The sequence below is a fragment of the Salinisphaera sp. genome (assembly GCF_002729955.1).
Taxonomy (GTDB): Bacteria; Pseudomonadota; Gammaproteobacteria; order Nevskiales; family Salinisphaeraceae; genus Salinisphaera.
The window spans coordinates 1-17077 of record NZ_PBYA01000035.1 but is presented as its reverse complement, the minus strand read 5'-3'; the positions used below and the strand labels follow the sequence as shown (position 1 = coordinate 17077).

At 64.4% G+C, this 17077-nt stretch carries 19 protein-coding genes; 9 read left to right on the top strand and 10 right to left on the bottom strand.

The window, feature by feature from the left end; all coding sequences use genetic code 11:
* The first annotated feature begins 219 nt into the window (after positions 1-219).
* On the top strand, positions 220-759 hold the full coding sequence (locus tag CMN27_RS10780; RefSeq protein ID WP_293626356.1) for a hypothetical protein: 540 nt from the start codon (positions 220-222) through the stop codon (positions 757-759).
* Between the two features lie 35 nt (positions 760-794).
* On the opposite strand, the gene CMN27_RS10775 is transcribed toward CMN27_RS10780, so the two are convergent.
* Complete coding sequence (locus tag CMN27_RS10775; RefSeq protein ID WP_293626355.1) at positions 795-1460, bottom strand: transposase; 666 nt, start codon at positions 1458-1460, stop codon at positions 795-797.
* A 175-nt stretch (positions 1461-1635) separates the two neighbouring features.
* Between CMN27_RS10775 and CMN27_RS10770 the strand changes: the two genes are divergently transcribed.
* Entirely contained in the window at positions 1636-2883 is a 1248-nt protein-coding gene (locus tag CMN27_RS10770) for an acyl-CoA dehydrogenase family protein (protein ID WP_293626354.1), read from the top strand.
* A 168-nt stretch (positions 2884-3051) separates the two neighbouring features.
* Here CMN27_RS10770 and CMN27_RS10765 read toward each other — a convergent pair whose 3' ends face one another.
* Together CMN27_RS10765 and CMN27_RS10760 are read right to left on the bottom strand one after the other, a co-directional pair.
* On the bottom strand, positions 3052-3588 hold the full coding sequence (locus CMN27_RS10765) for a hypothetical protein (RefSeq protein WP_293626353.1): 537 nt from the start codon (positions 3586-3588) through the stop codon (positions 3052-3054).
* A gap of 145 nt (positions 3589-3733) precedes the next feature.
* Positions 3734-5377, bottom strand: a complete 1644-nt coding sequence (locus tag CMN27_RS10760; RefSeq protein ID WP_293626352.1) for a methyl-accepting chemotaxis protein — start codon at positions 5375-5377, stop codon at positions 3734-3736.
* Between the two features lie 559 nt (positions 5378-5936).
* Here CMN27_RS10760 and CMN27_RS10755 point away from each other — a divergent pair.
* Entirely contained in the window at positions 5937-6383 is a 447-nt protein-coding gene (locus CMN27_RS10755; RefSeq protein ID WP_293626351.1) for a sulfur transferase domain-containing protein, read from the top strand.
* Positions 6384-6426: 43 nt separating this feature from the next.
* On the opposite strand, the gene CMN27_RS10750 is transcribed toward CMN27_RS10755, so the two are convergent.
* Positions 6427-7368 carry a 2-hydroxyacid dehydrogenase gene (locus tag CMN27_RS10750; RefSeq protein ID WP_293626350.1) on the bottom strand — a complete coding sequence of 314 codons (942 nt, stop codon included), beginning with the start codon at positions 7366-7368 and terminating at the stop codon, positions 6427-6429.
* A gap of 257 nt (positions 7369-7625) precedes the next feature.
* On the bottom strand, positions 7626-8012 hold the full coding sequence (locus tag CMN27_RS10745; protein WP_293626349.1) for a DUF2267 domain-containing protein: 387 nt from the start codon (positions 8010-8012) through the stop codon (positions 7626-7628).
* A 194-nt stretch (positions 8013-8206) separates the two neighbouring features.
* On the opposite strand from CMN27_RS10745, the gene CMN27_RS10740 reads away from it, so the two are divergent.
* Complete coding sequence (locus CMN27_RS10740) at positions 8207-9028, top strand: MBL fold metallo-hydrolase (RefSeq protein ID WP_293626348.1); 822 nt, start codon at positions 8207-8209, stop codon at positions 9026-9028.
* A gap of 149 nt (positions 9029-9177) precedes the next feature.
* Complete coding sequence (locus tag CMN27_RS10735) at positions 9178-10179, top strand: hypothetical protein (protein ID WP_293626347.1); 1002 nt, start codon at positions 9178-9180, stop codon at positions 10177-10179.
* Between the two features lie 79 nt (positions 10180-10258).
* Here CMN27_RS10735 and CMN27_RS10730 read toward each other — a convergent pair whose 3' ends face one another.
* Entirely contained in the window at positions 10259-10708 is a 450-nt protein-coding gene (locus CMN27_RS10730; protein WP_293626346.1) for a CBS domain-containing protein, read from the bottom strand.
* Between the two features lie 222 nt (positions 10709-10930).
* A complete protein-coding gene (locus CMN27_RS10725; RefSeq protein ID WP_293626345.1) occupies positions 10931-12448 on the bottom strand; it encodes a succinate CoA transferase in 1518 nt (505 codons plus the stop codon).
* A 123-nt stretch (positions 12449-12571) separates the two neighbouring features.
* Here CMN27_RS10725 and CMN27_RS10720 point away from each other — a divergent pair, with 123 nt between their 5' ends.
* Positions 12572-12850 carry a peptidylprolyl isomerase gene (locus CMN27_RS10720; protein ID WP_293626344.1) on the top strand — a complete coding sequence of 93 codons (279 nt, stop codon included), beginning with the start codon at positions 12572-12574 and terminating at the stop codon, positions 12848-12850.
* Between the two features lie 50 nt (positions 12851-12900).
* Here the strand turns inward: CMN27_RS10720 and CMN27_RS10715 are convergent, their stop codons facing one another.
* Positions 12901-13524 (bottom strand): YigZ family protein, encoded by a 624-nt coding sequence (locus CMN27_RS10715; protein ID WP_293626343.1) that lies wholly within the window; start codon positions 13522-13524, stop codon positions 12901-12903.
* A gap of 120 nt (positions 13525-13644) precedes the next feature.
* Complete coding sequence (locus tag CMN27_RS10710; RefSeq protein WP_293626342.1) at positions 13645-13989, bottom strand: hypothetical protein; 345 nt, start codon at positions 13987-13989, stop codon at positions 13645-13647.
* A 159-nt stretch (positions 13990-14148) separates the two neighbouring features.
* Between CMN27_RS10710 and CMN27_RS10705 the strand changes: the two genes are divergently transcribed.
* The 3 genes from CMN27_RS10705 to CMN27_RS10695 all read left to right on the top strand — a co-directional run bounded on the left by CMN27_RS10705 (position 14149) and on the right by CMN27_RS10695 (position 16136).
* Positions 14149-14889, top strand: coding sequence for an SHOCT domain-containing protein (locus tag CMN27_RS10705; RefSeq protein ID WP_293626341.1), 741 nt, complete (start codon positions 14149-14151; stop codon positions 14887-14889).
* Positions 14890-14965: 76 nt separating this feature from the next.
* Complete coding sequence (locus CMN27_RS10700; protein ID WP_293626340.1) at positions 14966-15883, top strand: alpha/beta fold hydrolase; 918 nt, start codon at positions 14966-14968, stop codon at positions 15881-15883.
* A 34-nt stretch (positions 15884-15917) separates the two neighbouring features.
* Positions 15918-16136: a DUF3820 family protein gene (locus CMN27_RS10695; RefSeq protein WP_293626338.1), complete on the top strand. Its 219-nt coding sequence runs from the start codon at positions 15918-15920 to the stop codon at positions 16134-16136.
* Here the strand turns inward: CMN27_RS10695 and CMN27_RS10690 are convergent.
* Positions 16127-16771 (bottom strand): hypothetical protein, encoded by a 645-nt coding sequence (locus tag CMN27_RS10690; RefSeq protein ID WP_293626336.1) that lies wholly within the window; start codon positions 16769-16771, stop codon positions 16127-16129. The genes CMN27_RS10695 and CMN27_RS10690 overlap by 10 nt on opposite strands.
* Positions 16772-17077: the final 306 nt, after the last annotated feature.

The window sequence follows — 17077 nt, the reverse complement described above, 5'->3', positions numbered from 1 at the left end:
TCGGCTGAAAACACTTGTCGTTCAGTCATTGAGAACCTCCGTCAGGATTGTCTCCTGATCTGGGTGTCCGTTACAGCCGGGACGCCTCAGTATACGGATATCCGGGGACGATATCCGGGGACAGTATACGTATCTCTAAGGTCTTGACGGCTGGCTCCTTCCCGAGTGGCTCGCACTCGTTCGCCAGTGTAAGGTTCTTTGCCTTTTGCGAGGGATGCGATGAACGCACGGGCGCGCTTGGCCACGCTGCTTGTTGTCCAGGCGTTGACGGGTTGCGCCGGCATTGTCGGTGGGGAGCTCGCGCGGGTTGATCAGACAGGCGTCTCGGTGCCGGTCTGTAAGGCTGATGACGACCCCAGGCCATACTATTTCGCGCTCGATACCGCGGTGCGAAACGGGGCGTCGGAGGGCAACCTGGCCGCTAGCGTTTCCGGTTGGACGTTCGGGCTGGTACCGACCTATTGGCTGACACCCGTGACCGCCGAGGCGCGTTTCTACCATCAGGATGAAGAGATCGCCAGATACGAGTACGCGGCGCGCATTCACAAGTTTTACGGTCTGCTCTGGGTGCTGCCGCTGATCCCGATCAACGCCGCGGTGGCTGATTACAATCAGGTGCCGGCGAACGAGGGGTTGGGCTTGATGACGGGGTCAATCATCAAGCAGAAGGCGGCTGCACGTGCGTTTCTGGCCGCCACTCAGGAACGCGGTCTCTCGCCGGACCAGGTTTGTTATCAGCCCGGTGATCGCCGGTATTGAGCGGCGGCGCTATAGGCTGGGACGGCATACTTATCTCAGCTTTGTTTGCTGGGCTTCGGCCCCGGCGGTTGCCGATGAAGCGTTCGCCCAAGCCGCTTCTCGGCCCGATCAATGAAGACCGCATTGCCCAGCGGGCGCCCGGTGCGTAGATGTTGCTCGACCTGTTCGGCTTCATCGGCCGGCACGCCGGCGGCGAGATAGTCGCTCCAATCGTCGGCCAGATTCGGTCGGCTTGATAGTTTGATCAGCGGGTCGGCCCGGTTCGAGACATGCGCCTTGGCGCTCGACCAAGGCCATTCGGTGGCATCGGCGACCATATCGGCGGCTACGGGATTGCGTTCCACATAGCGCACGGCGGCCCAGAGGTGGGCATCGTCCATGGGGTAGGAATGAAACCGCTCCTGCCAGAGATGGCCGCGCCAATTTTCGCGGAAGTTGATATATCGCGTATAGCGGCGATGGGCTTCGCCGAGGGCCGCACGCAGGCCGTCCGAGTGGCTGGGCGTGAGGATGAAGTGCACGTGGTTGGGCATGAGGCAGTAGGCGATCACGGCGGTATCCGCTTTCGCAGCGAACTCGTTGATCAGCGATAGATAGAATCGGTAATCGTCGTCTTCGAAGAAGACGTCTTGGCGGCGGTTGCCGCGCTGGGTGACGTGGTGCGGTGTGCCGGGTAGGACGACACGGGCGAGGCGGGCCATGCGGGTGCTCTAGCGGGGTCGGGTGTGTGAGTTAAGTATACTGTCCCCGAATCAATGCTGCGCGATTTGCTTTTGCGGATTTGTGATTGGCGCGGCGCTCACTTCGTTGCAGACACTGGCGGCCTGTGGTGACGGCATGGGGCCGCGCCGATACGTCTTTCGATGGAGAGCAGCGATGAGTGCAGTGTCTATCAAGCAGGAAGGGGTCGATGCCTTCGGTTGGCAACCGGATGCCTGGCCGGATACGCCGCAAGGCTGGATCGAGCGGGCCCATAGCGTGGGCGATCTATTGGCCGAGGATGCGGTGGTGCGCGATCGCGCCAATCGCAGCCCGCATGCCGAGGTGGAACTGCTCAAGAACGCCGGGCTGGTGACGCTGTTGGCGCCGAAAGCCCTGGGTGGCGGCGGCCAGCGTTGGGCGACCGCTTATCGGGTGATTCGCGAGGTGGCCCGGGGCGATGGCTCGATCGGGCAGCTGCTGGGCTATCACTACCTGTGGGCCTGGGCGGCGCGTCTGGTGGGCACGCCCGATCAGATCGAGGCCCTCGAGCGGCGCTATGCCGCCGGGCAGCTGTTTTTCGGTGGCGCGGTGAACCCGCGCGATAACGATCTCAAGGTGACGGATACGGGCGATACGCTCGTGTTCAACGGCCGCAAGAGTTTTTCCACTGGCAGCCGGGTGGCGGATCTGACCGTCCTGGAAGGCGTGCTGGAAAACAGCGGCGAGCATGTGTTCGCGGTGGTGGATTCGCGCCAGGACGGGCTCGAATTTCTGGGCGACTGGGACAACCTCGGCCAGCGTCTGACCGAATCCGGCGGCGTCGTGATTCGCGATGTGGAAGTGCCCTGGAGCGACGCCCTCGGCTTCGTGAACAAGCGCTACCAGCCCAGCGTGTATGCCACCCTCAACGTGCCGGCTATCCAGCTGGTGTTCACCAGCTTTTATCTGGGCATTGCCGAAGGCGCGCTGGCGGCCGCGCTCGAATACAATCGCCGGCACACGCGCCCCTGGCCTTATGGCGGCGATAACAAGGCCCGTGCATCAGACGAGTTCTACGTGCTCGACGGCTTTGGCGATCTGCAGTCGCGGCTCTGGGCCAGCCAGGCACTGGTGGAACAGACCGTGTCTGTGGTCGACGAACTGTTGCACCGGCCGCGCGAGGCGGTCACCGCCCGCGAGCGCGGTGAAGCGGCGGTGAAAGTCGCCGCAGCGAAACAGCGCATCGTGGAGACCGGGCTGGATATTGCGACCCGGCTGTACGAATTGACCGGCGCCCGGGCCAGCGCCAACAAATACGGCTTCGATATCTACTGGCGCAACCTGCGTACCCACAGCCTGCACGATCCGATTGCCTACAAGCGGGTTGAGGTCGGCCGCTTCGCCCTGCTCGATGAGATCCCGGAGCCGACCTGGTACACCTGAGCGTTTGTCGAGCCGTGGATACTGCGCAAGGGTCGTCGCGAAGCGTTCCAACGCCTGGCGATCGTTGCCAGGCCGCTCGCCTGTCCGTGTAAGGCGGGAACGACCCGGCTCTAATACCCGGGCGTTGGCAGCGTGCGGACCGACGTGGGACGAACCGTGGACTGGCCGCTAGCCGCCGAGCTGGCCCTGCACATAGGCAAACAGGCGCTGAAAGCTGGCGTTTTCGGCGGCGCTGAGAAAGCCCTGTTCGCTAATCAGCGTCTGGGCGTCGCGCCAGACTGCTGCCAGCTCCCGATCAAGCGCCTCGGCCTCGCCTTGGGACAGCGCGCCATTTTCGCGGGCGCTGACAACCTGGCTGCGCAACGTATCCACGCGCTGCTTCACCGCTTCGCGGTCGGCGCGATTGACGGCGTAGTGGCCATGGTCGAAATGCGCTTCCAGTCCCGTGCCCCGCACCAGGCGAATAAGCGCGTTTGCGGCGGTGAACCGGCCTTCGACGCCGTTGGCCAACAGGCCGGCGTCACCGCCCAGGTCGGTTTCCACGAAGCAGCCGCTGGTATGGGCGAACTGCTGCAAGGCGCTATCCAGCCGCGTGGCATCGATTGCGTAGTCGTGCACGCCGGGGGAACAGGCCGCGAACGCGGGCGCGGCGGCGCTGACAGCAAACAGGCCGAGTATCCAGAGGCCGAGCGATGGACGTGTCATGAAAAGACGGTACGGAGCATTGTGGTCCTGTGACCACGGATCGCACACGAAATTGCGTACCGGCCTGTAGCCGAACGGCCGCCGCCGGCTACGCCCGATAAGACGTAGCCGGCGACCGGTCGAGGATGGTCTGGCCCCGGACGCGCTAGCTGTACGCAGGGGCGCCCATGTCGCTGGCCGGGTAGGCCGGGTGCGACGTGCTTACCTGTTCCGGCTGTACATCGGGCCCATGCGCCGGCTCGCTGGCCAGCTGGAACTGCTGTACCAGTGTCACCAGTTCGACCGCCTGGCTGCGCAGGCTTTCGGCGGCCGCGGCCGATTCTTCCACAAGCGCGGCGTTTTGCTGCGTGGTTTCGTCGATCTGGGTGACGGCCTCGCTGGCCTGGCGTACGGCCTCGTTCTGTTCGCGGCTGGCGCTGCTCATTTCCTCGACGATGGTGCTCACGTTGGTGATCGCCGCAACGACCTGCTGCATGGTGGCACCGGCACGGTCGGCAAGCGTCGTGCCCTGGCCGATACGCTCCACGCTCGTCTCGATGAGCACCTTGATTTCCTTGGCGGCATCGGCGCTGCGCTGGGCAAGGTTACGAACCTCGTTGGCCACCACGGCAAAGCCGCGGCCCTGTTCGCCGGCGCGCGCGGCCTCGACCGAAGCGTTGAGGGCAAGGATATTGGTCTGGAACGCGATACCGTCGATCACGGCAACGATGTTGCTGACCTGAACGCTGCTGTCGTTGATCTCGCGCATGGTCGCCACCACCTGCTCGACCACTTCGCCGCCCTCTGCGGCCACTGAGTTCGCCTCGCCCGCCAGCCGGTTGGCCGTGGCCGCGTTTTCCGCGTTGTGGCTGGCGCTGGCGCCCATTTCTTCCATGGAGGCAGACGTCTGCTCGAGAGCCGCGGCCTGTTCCTCGGTGCGCTGGCTCAAATCGGTGTTGCCCTGCGCGATCTGGCCGCTGGCGGTCGATACGCTCTCGGCATTGCGACGTACTTCGGCCACCACCGTGGTCAGGCTTTCCACCATGGCCTGCTGGGCGAGCAACAGCTGGCCGATCTCGTTGGTCGAATGGACTTCGACGCGCCGGGTCAGATCGCCCGCGGCCACGGCCTTGGCCTGATCCACGGCGCGCGAGAGCGGGCGCGTAATACCGCGCGCGATCACGATGGCTACACCCAGGGAGACCAGCACCGCGATCACGCCCAGGCCAATCGTTTTCATCATTGCGGCGTGGTATTGAGCCTGACTGGCTTCCATGCCCTGTGCGGCGACGTTGAGCTGCAGGTCGATGAGCTCGTTGATCTTGTTGCTGATCGGGTCGATCGCGGAATAAAGCTCGCCGTCGTGGTTTTCCAACTGGTTGCTAACGAACCCGGAATAGCCCTGCAGATCGCGCAGCACGCCTTCGACGGCGGCGTTGGCGGGGCCGAACAGTTTTTCCGCCTGCTCGACCAGTGCGGTTTCGGCAGGCGTGAGCTCGGTGGCCCGATACGCCTGCCATTCGCTGTCGATGGTGGTTCGTGCGCTCTGGATCGCCTGGGTGGCATCCTCGGCCGTCATGATACCGGCGTTCGCCTTGTTGACCGCATCGATCACGTCGACCGCATAGGCGTCGGAAATGACCTTGAGCCCTTTCAGGGGCACAACACGGTCATGATAAAGCGATCGCATCTCGGCGTTGACGTTGCTCAGAGTGTAGGAATTGAGCACACCGCTTAAAACCAGGAACGACACCGCGACCAGGATGCTCAGACCCAGTTGCTTGCTAATGGACAGATTTCGGATCTTCAAAGGTATTCTCCAATACTTCTAACTGCCGCTAGCGACAGCTGAAGGTAGGGGTTATGAAACGAGCGAAATGGCTCGGCTGCATATGCGGCCGGTCCGCGAATGCGGTGGTAAAAGTGAGCATCCGGTGTCGTCATACCGTCGCGGGTAGGCGGGGCCATTCAGAAGCGAGCGGTGAAACGTGTGTGCAGAGCATGTTCATGATGTCGTGAGGCGGCGTTGCAGCCGAGAGCAAAATGGGGCTCGGTGCGACCGCCGTAAGCAGGTTGGCGATCTACGGGTTACCAAGATTTCTCGGCGGTTTGGGCGATAACTTTAGAAATTTGAAACGCCGTTCTGTTATTACGATATGCCCGTTTGAATGCGGCGGGCTGGCGAAATCACAGCGCGGGCATACCGCGACACATCAAGGCGGGCAGGAGGCGTGAGCGGGGGCGGTTCAATCGCGGGGCCGCAAAGCGCCGCTTCGGTGGCGGACCGACGAAGCGAAACGTTATCATCGAGCAATGATAAGTATGATGGCCCTCTATCCGAACGCAGCCCGACTGGCAGGAGCCACCCTATGTCCGACTACACCGAAGGCCTGATGAACGCATGCCGTTTCGAGCGCGGCATCATCACCGCCGGCCAGCCTACGGCCGCCCAGCTCGAAGCCGCCCAGGCGCAGGGGGTGAAAACCATCATCAACCTGCGGCCCGAGGGCGAGATGAGCGACTTCGACGAGGCCGCCCTGGTCAACAAGACCGGCATGAATTACGTGCACATCCCGGTCGCCGGCGCCGACGACATCAACGACAAGAACGCGCGCCTGCTCGACGAAGCCCTGGTGCCCGGCGCCCTGCCGGCGCTCGTACACTGCGGCAGCGCCAATCGCGTAGGCGCACTCATTGCCTATCGGGCTCGCTTCATCCAGCACAAGAGCGACCATGAATCCATGGGGCTGGGTATTTCTGCCGGCCTCGACCCGGATGGGTCACTGCTGGAAGCGGTGGCACGCAAGATCGGCTGAACGGTCACTGCCGGCGCGCCGGCCGGGCATGGGGTCGCTTTCGTCAGGCGACCGGGGTCAGCAACGCCTGCCCGGCGAAATGCGCGCGCAGGTTATCCACCACCAGCTGGCCCATGGCGGTACGCGTTTCCACGGTGGCGCTGGCGTAATGCGGGGCGAGCACCACGTTGTCCAGGGTGCGTAGCGCCTCGGGTACGTGCGGTTCGTCGGCGAGGACGTCCAGCCCGGCGCCGCGAATATGGCCCTGCGTCAGGGCGTCGATCAACGCCGGCTCGTCCACGGTCGACCCCCGACCTACGTTGACGAGGATGCCCTCTGGCCCCAGCGCCTCCAGCACGGTCGCGTCCACCATACGGTCGGTCGCGGCGCCGCCGGGCACGACCACCACCAGAAAATCGCTCTCTGCAGCCAGTGCGACGAGGCTGTCGTGGTAGCGATAGGCGACGTCTGTATTGCGGCGCCGCTGGTGATAGCCGATGGTCATATCGAAGCCGGCCGCGCGGTGTGCGATCGCCCGGCCGATACGCCCGAGCCCGAGAATGCCCAGCCGTTTGCCGCTGACCCGGTGGGCCAGCGACAGGCCCTCCAGCCAGCGCCCGGCGCGTACGTTGCGATCGGCCACTACCAGCTGGCGGGAGGTGGCCAGCATGAGCATGATCGCGGCATCGGCCACATCCTCGGTGAGCACATCGGGGGTGTGGGTGACGCGAATACCGCGCCGACCGGCATAGTCGAGGTTGAGCGCGTCCGTGCCGATGCCTGAAGAGGCCATGATCTCGAGCGCGGGCAGCCGTTCGAGCGTCTCGACCGGCGGCGCCTGAACGGCGTTGGTGGCCACGCCGCGAATGTGAGGGCCGACGGCCTCGATCATTTCGTCCGCCTCGTCTGCGTCGTCGGGCAGGCGATGGACGATGAACGAGGCTTCGAGCTGTTCGAGTACGTTCGGCGGCATGCGCCCGGCGACGAGTACCTCCGGGCGGCTCATCGCAGGACCTCGGTCGGCGTGCTCAGGTAGGGCATGGCTACGGTTTGTGCTGGAACAAACCGCCATGCTGCCGGGTTATCAACCCGGCATAAAGATCGATGATTGGCCGCGTCGATGACGCGCCGGTGCGAAAGCGAGCGCGCTACGGCCAGTGATCGTGAAACCACGGAAAGAAAGACGGGCGGATGCTGGAGTCACAGCGCCCGTCTGACGAGCGAACGCGCGGCTTCGACCGGCGTGGCGGCGCAGCGTGCGGTTTAGTCGTTGAGCAGGTCGGCCAGTTCGCCGGGCAGGTCGAGCGCTGTGTTCTTGGCCTCGCCTTCGCTGAGGGCGTCGTTGAGCGTACGCGCCACGTTGCGTGCCAGCGTCTTGGCGTCGGCCTCTCCCAGTTCGGTACGAAACATCAGCTTGTAGTAGAACTCTTCCAGGCTGACGGGCACGTCGCTGGTCTCGGCGCGATTGCCGCCGGCGATCACCGCCTCCGCGATCTCGTCCGGCAGCTGCGATGCCATGTCCTTGGTCTGACCCTTGGGCAGGTGTTCGCACAGCGCATCGAGGGTGATCAGCGTGCTCTGGTGAACCACGTCCGGATCGAGCTGCGGGCAGCCGTCGTAGACCTGGGCGATGAAACGATCGGTTTGCATGGTCAATATCCTGTTCGTGGCGCGAGCGGGCGGCGCCGTTTGAATATGCTCGTCAGCTTGGACCGCCCCCGCCCGCGGCGATATACCGATTAACCCTGACTGCTGCTGCGCGCATTTCTACGGATAGGCGTATCCGTCCCGCGAAGCGCAAGGTGTGCGCCTTACGCCACACCCGTGCGAACAAGGAGTGCGTCATGCCCTTCAACCCCCTTCACGACAAGACACTGCCGGTCACCTCGCTGCGCAGCGGCGACGGCCACGAAGTGCTCGACGATGTCTATTGCCTGCCGGTTCAGATCGTCAACGTCTATTTCGTGGGCCATCCCGAGCGCCCGCAGGACTGGGTGCTGGTCGACGCCGGCATGCCCAAAAGCGAGGACACGATCCGAAAAGCCGCCGAGCAGCGTTTCGGTGCCGACGTGCCGCCGCGTGCGATTGTGCTCACCCACGGACATTTCGATCATGTGGGTGCCGTGGTCGAACTGGCCGAGCACTGGGATGTGCCCGTGTATGTGCATGCCGACGAACTGCCCTTCGTAACCGGCGAGACGGCCTATCCCAAGCCGGATCCGAGCGTGGGCGGCGGCCTGGTTGCGCGGGTGTCGCCGTTCTTTCCGACCGAGCCGGTGGATCTCGGCGCTCGTGTACGGGCGTTGCCCGAAGACGGCACCATCGCGGAGCTGCCGGACTGGCGCTGGGTGGCCACGCCGGGCCATACCCAGGGGCATGTATCGCTGTTTCGTCAGGCCGACCGTGCGCTGATCGCCGGTGATGCCTTCGTGACCGTACAGCAGGAGTCGCTGTACAAGGTCTTCACACAGCAGCGCGAAATCAGCGGCCCGCCGCGCTATCTCACCGAAGACTGGGACCAGGCCAAAGCCTCGGTCGAGCGCCTGGCCGCGCTGGAACCCTCGGTGGCGATGACCGGGCACGGCATGGCGATGGGCGGCGATGAACTGCGCACCCACCTCAAGGATCTCGCCGCGCGCTTCGATGAACTCGCGATGCCGAAATAACGCGTGGTGACGCCCCCTGCGGTGGACGACCGCCTCGTTTTGAATAGCCCTTTTCGGTCACACCCAGCCGGCGGTGGTGGCGCACGGCCGATAGGGTCGATATACCCGTGGGCGAACTCGGCCGCGCGCCGCATCGCGGGCTGTGTTGAATGAACGTGGCAGCACAATGCGACCGCCAGTCGCTTCGACAGGGGCTGGCCGGCGGCGGCGCCGTGGACTGGGCCATGGGCGGATTCCTGCGGCCGGGCAACAGCGTGGTCGTGACCGGGTTCTGGCGTAGCGGCACGACCTTTCTGCTCGAACAGCTCACGCAACTGTGGCGTGCCAAACCCGTGTTCGAGCCGTTCCAGCCTGAACTGCCGGGCTATCGCGCCGTACTCGACGGGCTCGTGCCGGCAACGATGGAACGCGGCCGTACCGATCATTACTTCATGCCCTATGCGCTGGACGACGCCCTGGCGCGGTATGTGAGCCGGGCGCTGCGCTATCGTCTGGTGGATGGGCGCATCCAGCGCTCGCGCTCCAACCTGAGCGCGCACGGGCGCCGCCCGCGAGGCGTACCCGAGTGGGTGATGCAGCACGGCCTGGCCGCACGCCGGCGTGTGGTGGCCAAGTTCGTACGCGGGGCGCTGCTGGTGCCGGCCCTGCGCCAGCGTTTCGCCGTGCCGGTATTTCATATCCGGCGGTGCCCACACGGCGTGCTGGCCAGCTACAAAAGCGCCGGCTGGCAGGATTTCCAGGCCGATCGCATCGGCCTGCGTCGACTGTTGCTCGAGATAGACGACGGGCGGGCGGCGTTCTTCGCGCCCATGGCAACGTTGATCGACGAGCTCGACCAAGGCGATGCCGACCAGCGATTGGTGGCCTACTGGGCACTTACGGAGAAATTCGTGGATGCCCATGCCCAGCACTACATCAAGTTGCCCTACGAGGCGCTGGCCACCGGCGAGTTCGACCTGGCTGCGCGGCTCACCGGGGCCGGGTTCGACGTCAAACGCGCCCGCTCGGAGGGCTTCAACAGCAGCACGACCTCGGCACATCGCGCCCATCTGACGGCTCGCGAGCGCGTGGAGAGCTGGCGCCACAAGCTCAGCGCCGAGGAAATCGCCCGGGTCGATGACATCGTGGCTCGCGTGGGCGTGAGCTGGTAGCGACCGCCCGTGTGCGTAGCGACCGGGCCGATACGCGAATGGGCCAAAGCGCATTCGGCCCGATGGCGTTCACCCCGCGCTAGTCGGCCGACGCGTGCTCGGCTTCGATCAGGTCGATCGCCATACGAACATAGTCGATATGCGACACGATGCCCACCAGCACGCCGTTGTCCACGACCGGCAATGTGCCCTGGCGACGGCTTAGCAGCATGCGCCCGGCCTCGATCAGCGGGGTGTCGCTGGACACGGTTTCGAAATCGCGCAGCAGTACGTCGGCCAGCGGTATCTCGCCCATGCGGTGGCTGAGCTGATCGGAACCGTGGGTTTCGGCAATCTTGAGCGCTTCGCGCAGCACGATCTTCTGGGTCACCAGCCCGACCAGCTGCTGGTTTTCGTCGAGTATCGGTACATGGCGAATCTGGTGCACGCCCATCAGCTCGCGACTGTCGTAAAGCGTCTGGTCGTGGTGAAGGGTGATGACCTCGCGGGTCATGATGTCGGCAACGCGGGCACGGGTCGCAGTGCTCATGAATCCTTATTCTCCGATGGCGGCATTGTGGGCGCGATATCGCACGGCAGTGATCCAACCCGCGAGGGGTGCTGGGCCTCGGGCTGGACGATGTCTGCAAACGCTATGGTGATCAACAGCGGCGGCGGATGTGCGCCGGCGAGCCGTTATGCGTCTATCGGCCGCGATGGCGTAAGCCTGAACCGCATGCGAGGCGGGTATGGCAGGCGCGTACCGGCTGGGTTAGATCTGTCCGGCCACCATCGCATGCATCGAGCCATCGCGTTCGGCGGCCACATGCCACGCCAGTGCCTGTTCCAGGCAATGCGGCGTATGGCCGCCGCGTGCACAGGCGGTTTCGAAATAGTCAGCCAGGGCCGGGCGATAAAACGGATCGGCACAGCGATCGATGATCAGGCGGGCGCGTTCCCGCGGTGCGAGCCCGCGCAGATCCGCAAGTCCGTGCTCGGTCACGAGAATGTCCACATCGTGCTCGACGTGATCCACATGGCTGACGAAGGGCACCACGCTCGACAGGGCGCCGGCCCTGGCGGTCGAGGTGGTCACGAAGATCGACAGATGACTGTTGCGGGCGAAATCGCCCGACCCGCCGATGCCGTTCATCATGCGCGTACCGTTGATATGGGTCGAATTCACGTTGCCGTAGATATCGAATTCAATCGCAGTGTTGATCGCGATCACCCCCAGGCGGCGCGACATGCCGGGGTGGTTGGATAGCTCCTGTGGGCGCAACACGATGCGGTCGCGATAGTGCGCCAGGTTGTTCCATACCCGGGCGCCGTAAGCATCGGATAACGTGATCGCGCTCGCCGAAGCGAACCGCAGCGTGCCGTGGTCGAGCAGCTCGAAGGTGCTGTCCTGCAAGACTTCCGAATACATGGTCAGGTTTTCGAACGGCCCGGCCATCAACCCGTGCAACACGGCGTTGGCCACGCTGCCAATGCCCGCCTGAAGCGGCATGAGCGACATGCTCATCCGGCCCGCAGCCACTTCGCTTTCGAAAAACTCGATCAGGTGCTCGGCAATACGTTCGGTGGTCGCGTTGGCGGGGGTAATCTCGGCCGGGCTGTCTTGCTGCTCGGTAAGCACAATGGCTGCGATCTTGTCCGGATCGACCGGAATATGCGGCGTGCCGATCCGTGTATCCGGCGCGCTGATGGGGATCGGGCGCCGCCCAGGACGCTTTTCGGGCAGATAGATATCGTGTAGCCCGATCAGCGCTTCGGGCGCGGCGACATTGAGTTCGACGATGATCTGATCGGCCTGGACGACAAAGCTTGCCGAGTTGCCCACCGAGGTGGTGGGAACGATGCCGCCGTCGGCGGTAATCGCTACCGCTTCGATTACGGCGATATCCAGCGCGCCGAGCTGATCGTGGCGCAACTGTTCCGCCATCTCCGACAGATGCGTATCGACGAACATGACCTCGCCGCGGTTGATCGCGCCGCGCAGGCGTTTGTCGACCTGAAACGGCATGCGCCGGGCCAGCACGCCGGCATCGGCGAGAATGCCGTCGATATCGTGGCCGAGCGACGCGCCGGTCATCAACGTGATCCCCAGCGGATCGCGTTCGGCACGCCGGGCCAGCGCCAGCGGTACGGCCTTGGCTTCGCCGGCTCGGGTGAAACCGCTCATGCCCACGGTCATGCCATCTTGGATGAGCGCCGCCACCTCATCCGCGCTGTGCAGGCGGTCACGCCAGCCGGGTAGTTGGCAGCGTCGGGCGGCGAGTTCGATCATGGGCGCGATTCGGCGGGCAAACAGACCGCCATTTTAGTCGATCGGTGGCCCCGTATCGGCGGTCGTTTGTGCAGAAATTGCCGTAGTATGGCGGGCCTATCTTTCAACATAGGTGTATCCACCATGGCCAAAGCCAGCGCCCGTCATATTCTTGTCGACAGCGAAGACAAGTGCCTCGAACTCAAGAAAGACATCGAAAACGGCAGCGACTTCGCCGAAATCGCGCGTGAGCATTCGTCCTGCCCCTCCGGCCGCAAGGGCGGCGAGCTGGGCACTTTCGGTCGCGGCCAGATGGTGCCGGAGTTCGACGAAGTGGTATTCAGCGCGCCCCTCAACGAAGTGCAGGGTCCGGTCAAGACCCAGTTCGGCTATCACCTGCTGGAAGTCACCGACCGCGGCTGAGCCCATCGGGCCGTACGCCGAGCACTCGATGCCGGAAGGGGTCCCGAGCGCTATGCCGGGGCTTCGGCCCAGAATAAACGGCCGTTGAGCTGCGCATCGAGCTCGGCCAGCGTGGCTTGGGCATCCAGCGGCCAGGCGACCGTCAGGATCACGCCCTCGCCGTGGTATGCCGCGTCGACGATATCGCCCTCGTGTTCGCCCAGCCATGCCCGCGCCGGCTGCTCGTCGGCGAAGGCCAGCTCCAGGGCCACACGTCGTCGCGGCACGTATTCACAAGTCGGCAGATCGGCCAGCAGCGCGGTTACCGTCTGTGCATAGGCGCGGGCGAGGCCGCCGGTCCCCAGCTTCGTGCCGCCGAAATAACGAATGACCACGCAGGCGATCCGGCCGAGGCCGCTCCCTTCGAGCACCTGATACATCGGCCGGCCCGCCGTGCCGCCTGGTTCGCCGTCGTCGGCAAAGCCGATCGCCTGATCCTCGCCCGGCGGGCCCGCGATATAGGCCGAGCAGTGATGTGAAGCATCGGGATAGCATTCGCGTGCCCGCGCGATCAGGCGCTGTGCGTCGTCTGCCCGGGCAGCCGCAGCACACCAGCCAATGAACTGGCTTTTACGTATTTCAAGCGTAACGCGGTAGGGGTCGTCGAGCGGCGCGCTCGGCATGCGAAAGCGCATGAACATTCCTCGCCAGGCGTGACACGTGGGCCACGGCGGTGACTCATGCGCGTATTGCACCACAGGCGAGCGTTCGGCACAGGCAGCGGTCAGTGCAGGTCGCTCGCCCGGGGTCTGGGGTTACGGCGACGAGCGCGGTGGGTTGCGTACGGCGATCGATTCGTCGTCTTCGCGTACTTCAGTTGCCACCGCATGCGCATCGGCGCCGTCCTGGCGGCGTTGGCGGGCGTATTCGATCTCCTTGTCGATGGGGTCGCGTTTGAGCGCGACACCCAGATCGCGTACGAAATCGTTGTCGGCAGCCAGGTCGAACACCTGCGAGACAATTTCGGCGATGTAGTGGGGGTGCCAGTCGGCCTCGCAGAGTGTTTCCGTAACGGCCCGGGCGGTGTCGTTGTCCAGCCGCGAGCCCAGGGCGCTTTTGACGCGGACAAAACAGGCGTCGGGATCGGAATTGTTGGCCACATCGGCCTCCTTGGCGAGCGTTCTAATTAATTGCGCGCAATATTGTGTCGTATTTTCTTGTTCGGCGCCTTTGTGACGGCATCCTCGTCGCCGTCGATCGCTCGGCTGTATTCGCAAGCCCTAGAATGGCTTCATCTTTCATCCTTGTTCGAAAAGGTCATGACCGATCCTTCTCTTGAGCAGAAACTGGCCGAGTGCGCGGAACGCTTCGGCTTCGGCCGCGCGGCCATGCAGCATCTCTGGGCCGCCGTGGTCGAAGGCGGCGGCGATATGGCGATGTTCGACCATCCCGAGTTCGCCGGGCCGGGGCAGTGGATGCGCGGCGGCCTGATCCTGATCACCGAGCCGGGCAACCATGTGCTCAAGAACCGTATCGATGCGGCGTGCAATACGCTGTCGCGGGTGATGCGCGAGGGCGGTGATGCCGTGGCCTCCGGGCATCGGAGGATTCATGCCGATGCCCGCGGCTGGGATACCGTGCGTGTCGAACGTGAGGTCTGGTGGCCGCAGGATCTGGGCGCGCCGGATGCCACCGGCGAACAGAACGCGATGGCCTACGCTTATTTTGCAGCGGCGCGCCGGCTGGCGATCCGCCAAGCCGAACGGGTGACGCTCTACGATACGGGCGACCATCACATCACCGGCGTGGCACAGTCGCAGCAGGCGCAGGCCGGGGCGATGGTTTTTACCAGCCAGCTCGGCGAAGTCGCGCTCGCGGATATGGCCGAGGTGATGACCTTCGCGGCCGCGGAGCCAACGCCCGCCCCGACGCCCGCCCCGGATTCATCGAGCGCCGAAATTCTCGATGCGCTGGAGCGGCTGGGTCAGCTCCAGCGCCAGGGCGTACTCACCGAGGCTGAATTCTCGGCCAAGAAACAGGAACTCCTGGCACGGTTGTAGATCGTATCGAGCGTGAGTGATGGCCAGGCATGAAGCCGGCGCAGGCCACGAATCCGCCGCCAGAATGGACGACATTATGAGTAAAACTCCGGCGCTTACAGCTGCGCTGAAAGGCGAACGCCGCACGTTCGAAACCGAGCACGGCACGATCAGCTACTACTTTGCCAATGAAGGCGAAGCGGATCGAACGCCGCTGGTGTTGATTCACAGCATCAACGCAGCCGCCTCGGCCTATGAGGTCAAGCCGATCTACGATCGCTACCGACGCCAGAGGCCAGTGGCCGCGATCGACCTGCCCGGCTACGGGTTCAGCAGTCGTCGGGCCACGCGTTATACGCCACGCCTGATGACCGATGCGATCCATGCCTGGGTGGAGCGTATCGCCGCCGATACCGGCGCCGCGCAGGTGGATGCCATGGCCTGTTCGGTGGCCTGCCAGTATCTGGCCAGGGCAGCAGAAGAGCGCCCCGAGCGCTATCGCAGCATTGGCCTGGTGAGTCCGGCCGGCGTTGACGGCGATCTGCAGTCCGGCGCCAATGCAGACGCCACGCGCGGCAAGCCCTGGTTGTATCGGGTGCTGACCGCGTCACCTGCGGTATCGAAGACGTTATTTGCCGGCCTGGCCAGCCGGCCGAGCATTCGGTACTTTCTGGAAAAAACCTTCGGCGGCAAGGACGTGGAGCCGGGGCTGGTGGACTATGCCTATCGCAGCGCGCATCAGCCCGGCGCACGCCATGCGCCCTGGTCGTTTCTGTCGGGTTATCTGTTCAGCGCCGACGCGGCCGGTCTCTACCGGCGGCTGAGCCAGCCGGTATGGTTGGCCTACGGTAAGCGTAGCGATTTCTCCGATGCGGCCGCGCGCGATATCGTGCAGCAGCATACGGCCTCCACGGTCGTGTCCTTCGATGCCGGGGCGCTGCCGCACTTCCAGCAGCTCGAAGCCTTCGTTGCCGGCTACGATCGGTTTCTGGCATCGCTGGAGACGTCCGGCTGAGGCCTGTTCGGCGCGGCGGGGCGAGCGAATGCCAATGGATACCGCAGACCTGCAAAAGCTGGTGACGCGCACCATGCCTTTCGGCAAGTACGAAGGTCGTCTCATTGCCGATCTACCCGGGCATTACCTGAACTGGTTCGCCCGTAGTGGTTTTCCGCCGGGCGAAATCGGGCGCCTGCTCGCGCTCATGCACGAGATCGACCACAACGGCCTGAAGCCGTTGCTGGAGCCCCTGCGCCCCCCTCAGCGGTAGAAGCGCGCCTTGAGCAGCGAGTCGATTTCTTCGTAGAAGTCGGCGAAGCGATCGGCGGCGTTGGCCATGATCTTGGACAGACCCGGCTCGGGTTCGCGTTCGGCCAGGGTGGCGGCCATGTAGTGCTGCTGATCGACCGCGCCGAGAAGCCGGATGAGCAGGCCGCGCTCGAAGGCCGTGCCGGAATCGCCCACCACCGGCGCAAAGCGTTTGAGCGTGGCTTTTTTCTGGGCGTCGCGGGCCGCCTTGATGATCGGCGGATCGATCTCGCGCTTTATATCCAGGGCGGGGTAGTCGGCGGTGAGGCTTTCCAGGCGGCGGGCGAGTTCGCCGCAGTAACCGGTCACGTCGGTGACGACCTTTTCCACGTCGTCGGATTCGACCTTCACGTAGAAGATCTTGTCGACCTGCGATAGCCCGTCCACGTTGGAATACAGATCGCTGTAGCCGGCGTTGAGACGGTCACGCAGGGTGTTGTCCGCGGTTTTCGACTGGGCAGGCGGCGCCGTGTCCGGGTCCTTGCCCGCGCCGCGATCCAACATGGCACAGCCGTTGAGCGTGACGATCACCAACAGGCCGACAAGCAGGTGTGCGGGCACGAATCGCTTGCGGGCGGGGGCGATGGGATAAGTCATGGCATCGGCTACCTGGGCGCGGGCGCGCCAATGGATTCACGCCATCCTAGCCTGTTCGTGCCGCCTGCGTGTTGCATCGGCACGGCGACTTCGCCTGCGCAGCGTCAAGACGGTGCGGCCGTGCCGTACCCGCGTAATGCGAGTACGGCACGGCCGGTATGCCGATCAGCGTGCCAGGCTGTGCAGCAGCGACTGCAGCTGCCGCGGCGGAATCTCGTGGCCGTTGAGCACGACCGCATCCTTGCCGGAATGCAGCTTGAGCCCCACTGCGCCGTCTTCGCGCATGAGAAAGCCCTGCTGAACCAG